12 protein-coding genes, 1 tRNA gene and 1 pseudogene are annotated in these 16,343 nt (G+C 61.1%); 7 read left to right on the top strand and 7 right to left on the bottom strand.

Annotation, left to right across the window (positions count from 1 at the left end; all coding sequences use genetic code 11):
- Positions 1 to 5 precede the first annotated feature (5 nt).
- From AC1DPX_RS03010 to AC1DPX_RS03020, 3 genes are all read right to left on the bottom strand, one after another.
- Positions 6 to 1,001, bottom strand: a complete 996-nt coding sequence (locus tag AC1DPX_RS03010) for an ABC transporter permease (RefSeq protein WP_020629113.1) — start codon at positions 999 to 1,001, stop codon at positions 6 to 8.
- Between the two features lie 60 nt (positions 1,002 to 1,061).
- Positions 1,062 to 2,600, bottom strand: coding sequence for a sugar ABC transporter ATP-binding protein (locus AC1DPX_RS03015; protein WP_202359237.1), 1,539 nt, complete (start codon positions 2,598 to 2,600; stop codon positions 1,062 to 1,064).
- Positions 2,601 to 2,715: 115 nt separating this feature from the next.
- On the bottom strand, positions 2,716 to 3,678 hold the full coding sequence (locus AC1DPX_RS03020; protein WP_477234479.1) for a sugar-binding protein: 963 nt from the start codon (positions 3,676 to 3,678) through the stop codon (positions 2,716 to 2,718).
- A gap of 626 nt (positions 3,679 to 4,304) precedes the next feature.
- On the opposite strand from AC1DPX_RS03020, the gene AC1DPX_RS03025 reads away from it, so the two are divergent.
- The 6 genes and pseudogenes from AC1DPX_RS03025 to AC1DPX_RS03050 all read left to right on the top strand — a co-directional run bounded on the left by AC1DPX_RS03025 (position 4,305) and on the right by AC1DPX_RS03050 (position 10,546).
- Entirely contained in the window at positions 4,305 to 5,408 is a 1,104-nt protein-coding gene (locus tag AC1DPX_RS03025) for a LacI family DNA-binding transcriptional regulator (RefSeq protein WP_477234481.1), read from the top strand.
- A 124-nt stretch (positions 5,409 to 5,532) separates the two neighbouring features.
- Complete coding sequence (locus tag AC1DPX_RS03030; protein ID WP_477234483.1) at positions 5,533 to 6,003, top strand: hypothetical protein; 471 nt, start codon at positions 5,533 to 5,535, stop codon at positions 6,001 to 6,003.
- A gap of 237 nt (positions 6,004 to 6,240) precedes the next feature.
- Positions 6,241 to 7,473, top strand: coding sequence for a site-specific DNA-methyltransferase (locus AC1DPX_RS03035; RefSeq protein ID WP_477234485.1), 1,233 nt, complete (start codon positions 6,241 to 6,243; stop codon positions 7,471 to 7,473).
- A 23-nt stretch (positions 7,474 to 7,496) separates the two neighbouring features.
- Positions 7,497 to 7,559 (top strand): annotated as a pseudogene (locus AC1DPX_RS03040) (hypothetical protein); the annotation flags it as partial.
- Between the two features lie 255 nt (positions 7,560 to 7,814).
- Positions 7,815 to 8,195 (top strand): hypothetical protein, encoded by a 381-nt coding sequence (locus AC1DPX_RS03045; protein ID WP_477235781.1) that lies wholly within the window; start codon positions 7,815 to 7,817, stop codon positions 8,193 to 8,195.
- Positions 8,192 to 10,546 (top strand): DEAD/DEAH box helicase, encoded by a 2,355-nt coding sequence (locus tag AC1DPX_RS03050; protein ID WP_477234487.1) that lies wholly within the window; start codon positions 8,192 to 8,194, stop codon positions 10,544 to 10,546. Before AC1DPX_RS03045 ends, AC1DPX_RS03050 begins: the two co-directional genes overlap by 4 nt.
- A gap of 226 nt (positions 10,547 to 10,772) precedes the next feature.
- Here AC1DPX_RS03050 and AC1DPX_RS03055 read toward each other — a convergent pair.
- The 4 genes from AC1DPX_RS03055 to AC1DPX_RS03070 all read right to left on the bottom strand — a co-directional run bounded on the left by AC1DPX_RS03055 (position 10,773) and on the right by AC1DPX_RS03070 (position 14,210).
- Positions 10,773 to 10,849, bottom strand: a tRNA-Arg gene (locus tag AC1DPX_RS03055).
- Positions 10,850 to 10,994: 145 nt separating this feature from the next.
- Entirely contained in the window at positions 10,995 to 11,918 is a 924-nt protein-coding gene (locus AC1DPX_RS03060; protein WP_477234489.1) for a DUF4357 domain-containing protein, read from the bottom strand.
- A 93-nt stretch (positions 11,919 to 12,011) separates the two neighbouring features.
- On the bottom strand, positions 12,012 to 12,935 hold the full coding sequence (locus tag AC1DPX_RS03065) for a DUF1003 domain-containing protein (protein WP_477234491.1): 924 nt from the start codon (positions 12,933 to 12,935) through the stop codon (positions 12,012 to 12,014).
- 381 nt (positions 12,936 to 13,316) lie between these two features.
- Positions 13,317 to 14,210, bottom strand: a complete 894-nt coding sequence (locus AC1DPX_RS03070; protein WP_477234493.1) for a D-alanyl-D-alanine carboxypeptidase family protein — start codon at positions 14,208 to 14,210, stop codon at positions 13,317 to 13,319.
- 216 nt (positions 14,211 to 14,426) lie between these two features.
- On the opposite strand from AC1DPX_RS03070, the gene AC1DPX_RS03075 reads away from it, so the two are divergent.
- Positions 14,427 to 16,241 carry a methyl-accepting chemotaxis protein gene (locus AC1DPX_RS03075; protein WP_477234495.1) on the top strand — a complete coding sequence of 605 codons (1,815 nt, stop codon included), beginning with the start codon at positions 14,427 to 14,429 and terminating at the stop codon, positions 16,239 to 16,241.
- Positions 16,242 to 16,343: the final 102 nt, after the last annotated feature.

Consider the following 16,343-nt stretch of genomic DNA (forward strand, 5'->3'; position numbering starts at 1 on the left):
CGCCATTATTCCGCCGGCGCGCCGGCAACGTTCTTGCGGGCGGCATCGACCATCAGCCGGCGTGCGCGGAACACACCCCATTGCTGGTCGACGAGCACGCCAATGAGAATGACGCCGCCCATCACCGCGAAGTTGAGGGAGGACGGGATGCCGAGCAGGTTGACGAGGTTCTGCAGCTCCTGCAGCAGCACGGTGCCGAGGATGACGCCGATCAGCGAACCCTCGCCGCCGCGCAGCGAGAAGCCGCCGAGCACGGCCGCGGCGATGGCGTAGAGTTCATAGAACTGGCCGTGGCTGGCCGGCGAGATCGAGCGCGTGTACATGGCGAAATAGATCGCCGACAGCGCCGTCAGCACGCCGCAGATGACATAGGCGGCCATGACGATGCGGCCGGTGCGGATGCCGGAATATTTCGCCGCCTCCTCATTCTTGCCGATGGCGTAGAGATAGCGGCCGAACACCGACCGGTGCAGCACCACCCACATGACGATGGCGATGACGATCAGCGCGATGAAGCTGTTGGGCACGCCATAGGAACGGCCCGCGGTGAGGAATTCGAGCTCGGGAAAATTCTGGCCGAAGGCGAAGCCGGCTGTGCCGTCGGCGGTGTAGAAGCGGGCGACGCCGCGATAGATCAAGAGGCCGCACAAGGTGACGACGAAGGGCTGCAGCTTCAGCCTGGTGATCAGCCAGCCATGCACCAGGCCGATGATGGCGCCGAGCGCGATGATCAGCACGAAGGCCAGCGGCCAGTCCAATTCGCGCACGGCGATGAAGTCGATGAACAGCGTTCCCAGCAGCGCCACCACCGAGCCGACCGACAGTTCGATGCCGCCGGTGATGATGACGAAGGCCTGGCCGATCGACAGGATGCCGAACAGGCCGATCAGGTTCGAGGTGTTGGCGAGATTGATCGGCAAGAGGAAGCGCGGATTGATGATCGCCACAATGGCCCCGACCACCAAGATCAGGATCAGCAGGCCAAGATCTTTCTTGCTCATCGTCTTCTCCCCAATGCCTGCCTGAGCAGGGTGCGCGGTCTCTCGACCCCGGCGCAAAAACTATTTCGGCTGCTTGCCCACCGCCAGCAGCAGCACGTTTTCCTGGCTGAACTGGTCCTTGTCGAGAATGCCCGAGATCTGGCCCTCATGCATGACGGCGATGCGGTCGGACACGCCGATCACCTCTTCCATGTCGCTGGAGATCATCAGCACGGCGACGCCGGCATCGGCCAGCGCACGCATCAGCCCGTAGATTTCCGCCTTGGCGCCGATGTCGATGCCGCGCGTCGGCTCGTCGAGAATCATCACCTTCGGGTTCATGGCCAGCCACTTGCCGAGCACGACCTTCTGCTGGTTGCCGCCCGACAGCGTGCCGGTGCGCGTCTGCACCGAAGGCGCCTTGATGCCGAGGTCTTTCTTCTGCTTCTCGGCAGTGGCGGTCTCCGCACTGGCCGACACCAGCGAGCGCCTTGAATGCGCCGGCAAATTGGGCAGCGAAATGTTCTGCGCGATCGACAGGTCGAGCAGGATGCCGGTCAGCTTGCGGTCTTCGGGCACCAGGAAAATGCCGTGCGCGACGGCATCGGCGGCCGACCCCAGCGCCAGCGTCTTGCCGTCGAGTTCGAGCGTGCCGCCAAGGCTGCCGTCGATGCCGAAGAACACCCGCGCCAGTTCGGTGCGGCCGGAGCCGACCAGGCCGGCAAGGCCGAGGATTTCGCCGCGCCTGACATCGAGGTCGACCGGCCGCCCGGGATAGGTGGGCGTGCGGATGGCCTTGGCGGCAAGTGCCGTGGCGCCAGGGGCGCGCGCGGCCTCGGAGGCCTTCTCGCGCTCCTTCAGCATGCGGCCGATCATCAGCTTGACCATCTGGTCGTGGCCGATGTCGCGCTTGCCCAGCGTGCCGGCCAGCATGCCGTCGCGCAGCACGACGACGCGGTCGGCGACACGCTCGACCTCGTGCAGGCGGTGCGAAATGAAGATGACGCTGATGCCGTCGGCCTTCAGCGCCTTGATGACATCGAGCAATTTGTCGGTCTCGGCGATCGGCAGGCTCGATGTCGGCTCGTCGAGGATGACCAGCCTTGCCTTGATCGACAGCGCCTTGGCGATCTCGACCATCTGCTGCTGGGCGAGCGACAGGTCGGCGACCTGCGCATCGGCGGAGAAATTGGCGCCGACGCGCTTCAAGAGCGGCGCCACCATCTCGCGCAGCTTCGTGCGGTCGACGAGTTTCAGCGGTCCGGCGCGCAGCGGCTCGCGGCCGAAGAAGATGTTGGCGGCGACGTCGAGGTTCTCGAACAGGTTGAGTTCCTGGTGGACGAAGGCGATGCCCGAACCCAGGCTGCCTTCGACGGTCAAGCTGTTGTGAGCGGTCCCATCGACCGTGATCGTGCCGGTGTCCGGCGTGGTGACGCCGCCGAGGATCTTCATCAGGGTCGACTTGCCGGCGCCGTTCTCGCCGACGAGGCCGATGACCTCGCCCGGCCTGACCTCCATCGAAAAACCATCCAGCGCGACGACGCCCGGATAGGTCTTGCGCACGTTCTCGAGGCTGAGGAACGGCGTCGTCGCTGCGATGGATGTATCGGAATAGTTCATCATGCCTGACAGCAGTTAGCGGGCCGGCCTTCCGGCAGACTGACGATCCTCGAAGGGTTCGTCAATGCGCGCAGCCGGCTCAAGCGAAGTTGAGCCGGCTGAACTGCCTGTGGTCTTACTTGCCGGACATCGCCTTGAGATTGGCGGCATAGGCGTCGACATCATCCTTGCCGATGATCTTGGTGGGGATGATGATCAGGCCGTTGGCCGGGATGCCCGACTTGTCGCCCTTTAGGTAGGCAGCCATCAGCTTCATGCCCTGATAGGCCCATTCGAAGGGCTGCTGCACGACGGTGGCGGCAACGGTGCCTTCCTTGACGCCGCCCAGCGTGATCGGATCGTCATCGAAGCCGACGACCGTGATCGAGCCGAGCTTGCCGGCATCGCGCAACGCTTCATAGATGCGCGGCGTGTTGTAGGAGTAGAAGCCGACCATGCAGGTGACGTCTGGGCTGGCAACCAGCGCATCCTCGACATTCTTCTTGGCGCGCGCCTGGTCGATATCGTCGCCGCGCACGTCGACGAGTTCGATCTTGGTGCCGGCGAGACCATCCTTCATGCCCTGGATGCGCTCCTTGGCATTGTCGGCGCCGAGCAGGCCGACGAAGCCGAGGCACTTGCCGCCATTCGGCATCGCCTTCTTGGCGATTTCGGCCGCCTGCTTGCCGGCGTCAACATTGGACGAGCCGATATAGGCGACACGCTTGGTCTGCGGCGCATCACTGTCGGTGGTGAACAGCGCGGTTTCAGACGCGATCTTGTTCAGGCCATCGGTCGAGGTCTTGGGATCGACGGCCGAAACCATGATGCCCTTGACGCCGGCCGTCACCAGATCGTCCATCAGCCGCTGCTGGATGGCGACCGAGGATTGTTCGGGATATTTGAGTTCGAGATTGTAGTCGGGCAGTTCGCCCTGCGCCTTCTTGACGCCGGCTTCGGCCGCTTTCCAGAAATCGGAAGCGCCATTGACGACGAAAGCCAGCGTCGGCTTGTCGTCGGCACGCGCGATGGCCGTCGCCGTCAGGCCGACAGCCAGGGCCGCGGCGGCCACGGATGCATTGCGTATCAAGGACTTCATGTTCAACCTCCCTTTTTGGTTCAGCCGTCGGGCTGACCCGTCTTGCTCACTAGAACTTCTTGCTCACTAGAATTGCGTGCTCACCTGAATTTGCCGTTCGCGGCTTGAATACCCCCCCTCCTCCTCAGGGTTTCCCGGCACTCACGAGAATGGCGTCGTTCCAGCCACGGCCACGGACTTTAGAGACTCATCCTTCGTTCGTAAATAGTCGGATTTGTCTGACATATCACATATCCGAGACAATGCTCGCGGAGGCAATCTCCGCTCGCCATCGGGCCATCGACATTCGCTTTTCCGCCGCGTTGGAAACCAGCGAGGCCGGACGCGACGGATTGACGTTACAGTGCATTCTTGTATTAGTAAACACTATTAGTTTTCAGCCGATGTTCGGGCACATCGTGGCGCCACGGCGGACGATGCGTTGAGGAACCCATGCCCTGGCCACACGACGCTCAAAGCCCTGCAGGCAAAGCTTCCTTGTGCACCCGGAGCCTTATGATCGATGGACCCCGCGGTCACTAATAGATATAAACGAGGCAGCGGTTTCTATAAATCGGCGCCGCCGCGCCATCTTGTCGGGCCGGCAGGCTGCCGCTAGACAGGCCGGGATTGGGGACACGACTGCCATGAGCGAGACCAGGGATACGGCCATCGACACGGCGAGGCGCCGCAAGGCGCCGGCCAAGCCCAAGGGGCGGGTCACCATGACCGATATCGCCAGGGCCGCCGGCTGTTCGCAGGCGACCGTTTCCTTCGTGCTCAACAATTCGCCGGGGATCAAGCTGTCGCAGCAGACCCGCGAACGGGTGATCGAGGCCGCGAGGGCGCTGGGCTACAGCGCGCCGGCCTTCTCGGCGCTGCGCAAGCCTGTCGCCGCCTTCGACGGGCTGGACGGGGTGATCGGCTTCGCCGTCGACCAGCTGGCGACCAGCCCGGAGGCGGTGGTCGCCATCGAAGGCGCGCGCCAGGCCTCGTGGAATGCCGGCAACGTGCTTCTGGTGGCGCAGACCATGGGCGACGCCGTGATGGAGCCGCGCGCCATCCAGGCGCTGACGAGGCGGGGCATTTCGGCGCTGATCTACATGACCATCTTCACCCGCGAGATCACGGCGCCCGACTTCCTCTACAGCCTCGACATCCCGGTGATCCTGCTCAATTGCTACACGGCCGACTACGCCTTCCCCGCCGTGGTGCCGTCCGAGATCGCCGGCGGCCAGAGCTCGACCCGGCATCTGATCAGCCACGGCCACCGCCGCATCGCCACCATCACCGGCGAGCCGTGGATGCAGGCCGCCCAGGACCGGCTGAAAGGCTATCGCCGCGCGCTCGCCACCGCCGACATCCCGTTCGACCCGGAGCTGGTGGTCGAGGGCGACTGGTCGGCCAGCGCCGGCTATGCCGCGACGGTAAAACTGCTGGCGCTGAAAGACCGCCCGACCGCCATCTTCTGCCAGAACGATCGCACCGCGATCGGCTGTTACGAGGCGCTGAAGGAAGCCGGCCTGCACATTCCGCAGGACATCTCGGTCGTCGGCTACGACGACGAGGAGATCGCCCGGCATCTGTTCCCGCCGCTGACCACCTCGATCCTGCCGCATATGGCGATGGGCCAATGGGCGATCGAACAGCTCGAGGCACCGGCAACGCCCGGGCAGGGACGCTACCCCATCACCAAGCTGGAATGCCCGCTGGTGGAGCGGGACAGTGTGCGCGCCGTGGCGGGGGGCTAAGTCGGCTGAACTATCCCGTCGCGCGGGAGCGGCGGCATTTCTTTCGACGGCCGCCAAAGCCATCGTCATTCCAGCATATCGCCGGCCAGTATGCGGCCGGGCAATTGTCGTTCATACTCGGGCCATGACGCGTCCGGGCTTGCGCTGTGTGCAGGTGTTCGCGGCCTTGCTGGCCGCGAGCTGCCCGCGCGCCGAAGCCGGCGGGATCTTCGAAGCCGGCGCCTACGCCTTCTCCGACGAACGCGGCGGCTTCCGGATTCTGTCGGCCACGGGCACCGGCACCCGCGCCGACCCGATCGTGGTCACCGAGGAACTGGACACCGCCGACCCGGTGACGCTGACCATCCGCGCGGTGCGGCCGATCCAGCCCTTCGGATCGACCGGCGACTACGCGACCGGCTTCTTGCCGCTGAAAATCGTCACCCGCAACAACAGCGGCGACGCCTGGATCGAATTCGGCTTCGAGCTGCAGGCGATCCTGAACCGGCCGAGCGACAACCTTGACTTTCCGGAACAAAAAAGGAACAGTCTCTCGGCGCTGGCAGCTAGGAGCATGGTGTTGGCAAATCAGAGAAACTTGGTGGATGTTGAGTAGGTAGATGGAAATGACCTTCGAAGAGGGCTGCTCTTCGCAAAAGACGACGTGCCGAGCGGGCGATCAGTTTTTTGACCTAGGATAAGGTGATGGAAGCGGTTCCACCCGAGGTGATGTCGTGTCATCCTTGAGTAGTCAAGGTGGGCCAACGGCTTCCGCGGAGCAAACTCCGTGAATGGTTGACTTCACGCCTGGTTGCGAAATTTTGTTTGGTCGCATGATGTTCGAGGAATTTGTATGACGGATTACGGGAAGCTGAGTAGGGACGAACTCATTCGCGCCTTGCTTGAGCGAGACGGGGCGGACCTCGGCGGCATCCGAATGACATATCCTGGGCAAACGCCTCCTTGGCAGATTGTCAGACGAGTGGAGCCACGTTCGCAGCGTATCGAAGCCAAGCTATCCGTAGGTACCGAGGAAGAGCAGTCCGCGAATGTGCTGATGGAGGGCGAAAACCTCCAGGCGCTTGTCAGCCTATACAAGTATCGCGGGCAAGTGGATCTCGTTCTAACCGACCCGCCCTACAACACCGGATCCGACTTCCGTTACAACGACCGCTGGGACGAAGATCCCAACGATCCGGAACTTGGAAGCATCGTGCCCGCAGACGACGGTAGTAGGCATTCCAAATGGGTGAGGTTCATGACACCGCGCCTGTGGATGATGAGGGAGATGCTGAAGCCAGGCGGAGTCCTCGCAATTTGCATTGACCATCGCGAGCTTTTCCGTCTGGGTATGCTCCTAGACGAGGTCTTTGGCGAGCGGAATCGGATCGCCGTGCTGAACTGGCAGAAATCATACGCGCCGAAGAACAACGTCGGCAGGAAGGCGCATGTTTCAACGCAGACGGAATACGTCCTAGTTTATGCGAAGAATGCGGACCGCGCGGCGACCCAGTTGTTGCCCAGAAGCGAGGAAACGAATTCCCGATACGGCACCTGGGATGGAGATTCCGACCCATGGAAGCCAGGCGATCTGACAGGGCAGGGAGCGGATAGCCATCGCGGCCAAGTTTACGCTATTCAGAACCCGTTCACGGGTAAGATGGTTTATCCCAGCGATGGAAGGTGCTGGGCGATTGAACGGCCTAAGTTGAAGAAACTGCTCATGGCCTACGGGTCTGAGTACGTCTCCAAATCGCTGGACGACGGATGCGTCGATGCACTTGTCATTGACGGTGATTTAGCAGAGGCACGCCGGCGGGCGGAGAAAATCCGTGATACCGGTCCGTGGCCAATTGGACATTGGCGCGATGGCGGCATCGGCACGTTCGGCGTCAAGAAGTACCTGAAGAGCGTAAAGCAGGGCATGGTCCCGACGACATACTGGGCGGAAGACGATTACGACGAACCCCTAGAGCTCGGATCGACGTCCTGGGGTCATTCTCAGAGCGGACACAGTCAGTCCGGTATCAACGAGTTGGGCGTCCTTGTTGGGCGCGATCACGGCTTCGAAACCGTAAGCCTCTGAAACTGTTTAAGAAGATCATCCAAATTTGGTGCCCTCCAAAGGGCATCGTTTGCGATCCTTTTGCTGGGTCAGGCACTACCGGACACGCCGTCCTCGAACTGAACTCTGAATCGGGCGCTGAGCGGCGATTCATCCTGATAGAGCAAGGAAGACCCGAGCGTGGCGATCCCTACGCACGGACATTGACTCACGACCGTCTTGAGAGTGCGATCACAGGTCGTCGCTACTCAAAAGACGGGATAGCCACCGTAACTGGACCCCCACTGCGTGGGGGCTTCCGGTTCTCCCGATTGATGGCGAAGGTAGACGCTGCTGCAGTGTTGGCGCTAGAGCGGGAAGAGATGATCGACCTTCTTCTTACTAGCCATTGGGATCAGGCCACCAGGGCCGACGGACATCTGCGACGTCTACCTGCCGGCACATATCGCCACCTCTTTGCGAAGAGTTCGCGTGGTGAAGGCTTCTTCCTGGTTTGGAACGGGCCGAAGCAGCCGTCGATCCTGAATCGCGACGCTTTCCGGGCGATCGCGGCTGAGGCAACTGCGGAAGGCCTAGTACAACCGTTCCACGTTTACGCCCGTATCTCGACCTATAGCGGTCCTAACGTCGAGTTCTATCAGATCCCCAATAAAGTGCTCGAGAAGCTGGGCTTCAACGAAGCAATTGGCCTTTACGGGATCCCAAGGAACCCGTCCGAAGCTGAACAGGAATCGGCTGCGTGACCTTTGAACTCCTGCCGTTCCAGGCCAGAGCATCAGACCAAATCGCTGCCCGATATGTCGAACTCGTCGGAGATCCGCGCCGGCCGACAGAACATAGGGGATGGGACGTCCCTTTCTACCAAGCACTTTCTTCAGTCACAGGGTCGGGCAAGACTGTGATTCTTGCCGACACATTGTCGCAGATACGCGCCGGCATGACGCTCGAGCCGATCGTACTCTGGATCTCGAAAAACAAGGCCGTTGTAGATCAGACGTTCGCGAATTTTGAGACTGGTGGGAAGTACGCGCAGCTCATCGAGGACTTCAACACGGCTTCCCTATCGACGGCGACTTGGTGGCAAATCCTAGACGATACGCAGGCCGTAATCTTGTTCGCAACGGCGGGCACGTTCAACAGGAGCCAGACGTCAAGGGACTTTCTGCGCGTCCATCAGGCAGCAACCGACGAGAACGGGCGATCAACCTGGAAGCTGTTGCTGGAACGCAGGGCAGCGAACGCCAATGAGCGTCGTCCACTGATCGTCGTATACGACGAAGCCCACAACCTGTCAGATCAGCAGACCGATCTCCTCTTCGAGCTTGAGCCGCAAGCCATCCTGGCAGCTTCCGCCACCATGCGTACGCCCGGAAAACTCGGTCAAGTGATTGACCGGTTGCGCCATGCCGGATGGTCTGATCGTGCTGTGACCGACATACCTGGGCAGCCAACAAAGTCCCTCGTTACATCGGTCATGACGAAGGAACCTGTGGATGCTGGTCTCATCAAGCGGCAGATCGTTCTCGGCGGCTACACGACAGAGATGGAAACCTCGATCGATGACATGATCGAGGAGTTTGAGCGTACGGAAGGTATTGCGCACGATCTAGGGGCGGGCTTCACGCCGAAGGCTATTTATGTGTGCCGAACAAACGTAGCGCAGGAGGACGGCGTCACGGACAATCCTCATTCTCCCTTTGTTGAGCGGAAAGCACCGCCGATCCTAATCTGGCGGTACCTGACCGAGCACAAAGGGGTATCTGCTGCGGAAATCGCCGTCTATGGCGACCTGAAAGTCGATCACAAGGCGTTTCCGCTACCGGAAGACTTCAAGCTCTTCTCGGGAGGAGAGGACGACTTCGCGACTTTTTCGGCCGGCAACTATCGCCACATCATCTTCAATCAGGCGTTGCAGGAGGGGTGGGACGACCCAGCTTGCGGATTTGCCTACATCGATAAATCGATGGCCTCACCGACGCAGGTCGAGCAAGTTATTGGACGCGTCCTGCGCCAGCCCGGTGCCAGGCACTATGCAGACCCTTCCCTCAACACAGCGAATTTCTATATTCGTACTGGAAGCAAACAAGACTTTCAGAAGATTCTAGATACTGTGAAGCGCCGCATAGCCGGCGAAACCCCCGACGTAATGATCGAGGGATATTCGGATCCGCGCGACCGGACCCGGTCCAGGCTGGATCCTAGGGAACGGAGGACTGTCCCCGAGATTCACATTGATTCCGATGCTGCTGTTGAGCCGTTGATCGAAACGATAGCGAGGATGCACGACTACACCGGCGACGTGATAAACACGCTTGGACCCGGCGAATTGACGCGAGCTCTTCAGCAAGTAGGTGTGAACACGGCAGCAACTATAGAAACTATTCGGAAGGATCATTCGAATCGCGTCGTCGCGCGTTGGCTTGTTCGACGTCACATGCAATCCCTATATCCGGAAGCTGCGAAGACAGTCGATTGGGCAGACCCCAAATTTGAGGTGAGGATTGAGGTGACGAGCGTCGCGGCGGGAGCCCTCCGCGAGGCGGCTGAGCAGTTGGTGGACGTCTACCTCAACAACTCAGACCTGACGTTTGAGGACGCCAACCCGTACGTGGTGGCGTCAATCCTGGCGAGGCCAGACTCTATTGAGCGCTTCGACAACGCCCTTCACGATGGATATTCCGACCTTAACCCCGGCGAGTTGGAAGTGGCCCGGGCCATCGACGCGACCGGTCACACATGGGCGCGAAATCCAGTCAACGGCGGTTTCTCGATACCCCTCCTAGACAAGGGGGAAAGTCGCCGCTTCTATCCCGACTTCCTCGTCTGGAAGGGCGATAAAATCGTCGCCATAGATCCGAAGGGAGGACATCTCTTGCAGAGTGATGCCGGACGCAAGCTGCTGGCTATCCGCGACGAGCGCGGACGGCAGCGACTGCTGGTTCGGTTTGTAACGCAAGGGAGATGGACCCACGACCCGATTCGAAAGACTGCCAGCGAGGGCTTTAGTGTCTGGAGGATGAACACGTCCGGGCAGGTCCGATGCACCCATCATAGGACCGTGGATGAAGCCGTGAAAAAGTGTGCCGAGATTTGATGAAGATCATGACGTTTGCCCACGTCAATGTGAGCCACGCCAATATCAGGTTTTGCAGGCCGCATTGAGTAGTTTGGCCAGCGTCGCAACAAGTATTCCCAGCTTCAAAAGGCCAGGAATATTCCGCGCATCGTAAAGATAGTCGTGCACAAGAGAGACCTCGTGACCCGGATATTGGAATGATATGCTCGACCGTCTGCTGCGTGCTACGCTCAACGCCTGCTGATGGCGCACCCGACAGGATTCGAACCTGTGACCTCTGCCTTCGGAGGGCAGCGCTCTATCCAGCTGAGCTACGGGTGCTTTCAGGATCGACAATCCGGAAAACGAACCAGCCGGTGAACCGGCAAGTCACGGCTTCTTAGCGGAAGCCGGCGTGAGCTTCAACGGCCAAGTGACCGGCGGTGTGGAATCTGTCGGGGCGGCCCTCTGCAATACGCTGATGGGATCAGTCGAACACGCCCAACAATGCACGACCGAGAGATAACCCGTCACTAGACCTTACCCAATCACCGTGGCCGGTAGAACTGCGCCCCTTGACCAGCGCCGAGGCGGGTGACGGCTTTGAAAATGAGATGTCTTTGGTGAGCTCAAGGAATTCTCCACGATCGATCAGGATCGAGTCAGCCAGCAACTGGTCACGAAGGCGGCGCACGTTTCCGGGCAGACTTTCGGTTGCCTTCGGACTAACCTTTGAACCAGCCTTCAGAAGGTACGTGCCATCCTTATGTTCGAGATAGGCCAGCGCGTCTTGGGACCTTGGAAGCGCTGTTGTCTGAAACGTGGTCGAGGCCGAAGGCTTTGGCGCATCGCTTTCGTCGGCTTGACCGGCAGTTGGCGCGGCCATCGATCGTTCATCCTTTGTGAAAAGGTCGAAACCAAGCGCCTCGAGTACATAGATCATATTGCCAAGATAAGTCGACATGGTCGCCCTATCTGGCCTTGGCAAGTTTGACCCGGATGGTCTATTCGCATTTGCAACAGCAACCTTACCGACGTTTTCGGTCAGCATTTGCCAGAGGTGCAATTCCAACCATTTGACATGAGCCCGAGTGAGGTTGTCGTCCTTGCTCGTAAAGATCATGAACGTGTCGAACTCAATGGGGAATTTTTCACCAGGGTAGCGCTTGGTAAAGTCGTCACTCTCGCCAACATACACTCTTGGCAGATCGTCTTCACCTCCGGTCTGAATAAGTAGGTAAACGCAGGATCTGCGTAGTTCCTCGGTCTCAAGAGCCTTTTTGAAGTACTCTGGCTGCCCAGTGACCGCCAATCCGCTCCAATTGTCGAGTTCGACATGCCGCAGGCTTCGTGGGTCATCGCCGGTTATGAATATCTTCACAACTCGGCCAGTCGGCTCGATCTCAGTCACGATGCTTCCCCCAAGGTCCTGCCGGAAGGTTTCCCTTATCGTTGTGAAGATGGCAACTGAGAAACGGTCTACGGGTCCGCGCCCCAATCAACCTCACTCCCCCGCCTCACTCTTCACCACCCGTCTCCCCCGAACGGCCCGCTTCACCTTCTTGGTCCCCGCCAGCTCGTTCATCGCATCCAGCTGCATCTGCTGCATTTCGGCCAGGCGCGTCCATTGGCGGGAGATGAGGTAGTCGAGTTTTTCGTGCAGATGGCGCACTTCGAGCTCGGCTTTGAGGTTGACGCGGTATTCGTTGAAGGAGCGCAGGCGGTCTTTCACCTCCTGGCGCTTCTGGCTCATCATGATGATCGGCGCCTGGATGGCGGCGATGCAGGAGAGGAGCAGGTTGAGCAGGATGAAGGGGTAGGGATCGAAGGCGCCGTTCAGACCCTCGAACAGGTTGATGCCGATCCAGACCAGGAGCACGGTGGCGAACGAGATCAGGAACCACCAGGAGCCGCCGAAGGCGGCCATATTGTCGGAGACGCGGTCGGGGAAGGTGCGATGCTCCTCGAATTCTTCTTCCGAGTTTTCCGAAATCGTGTCCTGCCGGGCGATCGATTCCACCACCTGGCGGTCGAGCTCGGAGAATTCGCCGTGCTCCTGCTGCAGCAGCTCCTCCATGTAGCGCATGCGGTAGCGGCCGAGCTCCTCGCGGCTGATGCGAGCGCCCCTGGGCAGGTCGGGATGGTCGGAGCGGATGCGGTCGGCGAGACTCGGGCGCAACGTGTCGATGCGCACCAGGTCGCGCTTGTGGAATTTGCGGCCCGAGATCGCCGACGGTTTTTTCTTGGGCTTTATGCGCGACGCGCCCAGGCCGGCGGGCTCTGAGTCCGGCACTTCGGGCGTGTCGAAATGCTCGTCCGAGCCCTCGTGCAAATCCTCCGGCGTGATCGGCGCCTCGAAATATTCGCCGCCGCTGTCGTTCTCATTGTCCGCCGCCTGCTGCTCGGATGCCTTGGGGACGGTGCTCATGGTGCGGGCTCCTGCTGTGGCGCTAAGGTGTGATGATATTCAGGTGAGGCCGGCCTGCAAACGACGGCTTTCTGCGCTTCCGGTGCTCACGTACGAAAAGTACGCTCCGCTCCGGTTCTCGAAATCCGACATTTTCGGCTCGGCCTGACCTGAATCTCAACACACCTAGAGCCTTCTGCCTCTCGCAATTCCTACAGAAAAATTCTCACATTTCTGCAGGAATTGCTCCAGGCAGCGATATGCCAACGGCGCGGCGCATAGCCACCGTCGGTTTTCGCAGCCTATGCCATGGCTTCCGGACAATTGCGTGACAGCCGTGAAACAATAGCCGGCTTCCGCTCACCCCTCGCAGACTCGGGGGCAGCGCTGCCCCCTCTCTCGCTACTGCTGTTCGGCGAACATCAACCTGGTCTTCGTGCCGTCCATGGTCGGCGACAGGCTGCGCTGGATCAGCGCTTCGACATGATCGTTGCGCTGGCGGGCTGAGTCGGCGCCCATCACCACCACGATCAGCTGGCGGCCGTCGGCATTGTAGGAGGTGACGATGTTGAAGCCCGACGCCCTGATATAGCCGGTCTTGATGCCGTCGACGCCGCGCACGCGGCCGAGCATGTCGTTGTGGCCGCGCACCAGCCGGCCGCGGAACATGAAATCGCTTTCGGAGAAATAGTGGAAGTGCTGGGGAAAGCGCTGGCGCAGCGCCATGCCGAGCACCGCCATGTCGCGCGCGGTGGTCATCTGGCCATCGTCGGGCAGGCCGGAAGCGTTACGGAAGGTGGTGCTGGTCATGCCGAGCGAACGCGCCTTTGAGGTCATCATGGCGGCGAACTGGTCCTCCGAGCCGCCGAGATATTCGCCCACCGCCACCGCCACGTCATTGGCTGACTTGACGACGATGGCGCGGATGGCGGAATCGACATCGATCGTCTCGCCGCGCCGGAAGCGCATCTTGGTCGGCGGCTGCGAGGCGGCGTGGTCGGAGACGGGGATCTGCGTCTCCTTGGTGACGCGGCCGGATTCCATCGCCTCGAACAAAAGATATAGCGTCATCATCTTGGTCAGCGAGGCCGGGTAGCGCTGCGCCGTCGAGTTGACCTCGAACATCTGCTTGCCGGTCTTCACGTCGACGACGATGGCGGCATATTTCTGCGGCGGCGCCGGGACAGTCAGCACCTGGTCCGGCGGGGTCGTGGTCGAGCAGCCGGCCACCATCAGCAACAGGCCAAGGGCGACGAAAACTCTCTGGAGGAGCGGGAAGGAACGCAGTTTGGACAAGGGCGGGACTGTTCTGGCGATGCTGTTGCTGAGATGAGGCGAAGCTAACGTAACGCGTTGGATGCGTCCATTTGGTTAATGGAGGTTAGCCCCAGGATTGTCGAGCCTTCTCAAGCTTGCCAGCCCGCCCCGAAATCGCCTGTTTCTGCGTCTTTCCTTGCCAAAACCGCGTTTCCTGTGGGAAGGGGCGTGGCATTGGCTGGCTTGGGGGGTGGCATGACGGACATCGGGGCCGGGGGCGCAGCGCCTTCGCTTATCAAGGCATCGCTCAGCCGCACCGGCAAATGGGCCGGCAGCGTCGCTTTCATAAGCGGCGCCGTTGGTGACGTGCTCAATCCGCTGGCGCCGTTCGCCGCCTATATCGCGCTGGTCGCGGCCATCGCCGCGGCCATCATCGCCATCGCCATCGTGCTGCGGCTCGTGCTGGCAACCAAGGCGCTGCCGGCGCTGTTGTTCGCCACGAGTGCTGCCGCGGTCGCCGGCGGCGTCTATGCCGTCCAGCAGGAGACCAATTCGCAGAACGGCGTCATCGCCGGCCTGGTGCCAGCGATCGCGCAATTGCAGCAGTCGATGGGTATCGTCTCCGAGAAGGTGGCCAAGATCGAGCAGACGGTGACGCAGACGCAAAAGACCGTCGAACAGGTCAAGAAAACGACCGATACGGTAGCGCAAAAGACCGACCAGATCGCATCCGCCCAGCAACAGCAGACGCAGCAGGGCGCTCAGACGCAGAAGACCGTCGAGGCGGTCAAGCAGACGACCGACACGCTCGCCGCCGGCCAGCAACAGCAGCAGGTCCAGGCCGAAAAGCTGCAGGCGACCACCGAACAGATCGCCGCCTCGATCGACACCATCGCCAAGGGTTTTGCCCAGTTGGCGGCGCAAGGCGGAGCGATCGCCGAGCCGAAGCGGCCGGACGAATTCTACCACAATGCCCGCGTCTACGAATTGTCGGGCGACATGCTCAATGCAAGGCGCTCCTACCTCGCCTTTGCCGGCTTCGATATCGACGCCATCGACCCCTATACGCGCTTTGCCACGCTGCTTCGCGTGCAGGACGGCAAGGCCGGCGCGCGCGAAGTGTTCGGGCAGCTGGCCGACAAGGGCAAGGCGCTGTCGATCAAGCTGGTGCATATATTGCAGTTCGAGGACGCGCAGCGGCTCGACAAGCTCAACGCCTTCATCACGGCCAATCCCGACTATGCGCCGGCCTATTTCCTCAAGGCGCAGGAGTTTTCGGAAGACCGCCTCGGCAGCCAGACGCTGGCCGACAAGCGCAGCGAAGCCCAGGCGCTGACCAAGTTCGTGTCCTATGAAAAGGATGGCGGGCTGCTCAAATATTTCGTCGACCAGACGCAGCTCGCCGACTGGCTGGACCGCAGCCGCAGCCGGCTGGCGGCCCTTGGCGACGTGCTCGACCCCGCGCGCTTCGCGCCTTCGCTGACGCCGATGCGCTCCAACCAGGGCTGGTCGATGACCATTTCGCTGCCCGAGCCGGCAACCGCGATCTCCTGGCGTCTGGGCACCAGCGGTCCCTTCACCGACACCGGCTTCCTGGCGATGAAGGACCAGACCACCGGCAAGCCGATGGCCAATCCGAGCTTCGAACTGCCCGACAGCACGGCCGCGACCACGATCGCGATCAAATATCTCGACATCAGGGGCCGCGAGACCGGACCGTTCGAGATAGGTTTCGACCCGGACGCCGCGCTGCAGCAAGGCGACAAGCAGATCCTCGACCAGTTCTGGACGTCGTGGATCGCCTTCGATTCCGGCGGCAATCACGGCCTGGTCTATTTCACCCAGATGCTGTCCTACCGCTGCGCCATCAAGGAAGTGCGTTACAGCCTGAACGGTGCCGCGCTTGACAAGTCCCTCGAGATTCCGCCTTGCGACAAGAAGGACCCCTACGCCATCCCCTACGACGCCAAGGGCTATTTCAAGATCGCCGACAGCGTGAAATCGATGTCGGTGCAGGTGACCTACACCGACGGGACGAAATCGCCGGTGCGGGAATACAAGCGGCAGTAGCTCTGCTTACCCTCCCCCTTGTGGGGAGGGTCGGCGAACGGGCGGAGCGGGGCGGAGACCGTTCGCCGGGGTGGGGGTCCGCCCCAGGAAGACCCCCACCCC

The organism is Mesorhizobium sp. 01N446 (assembly GCF_056399285.1).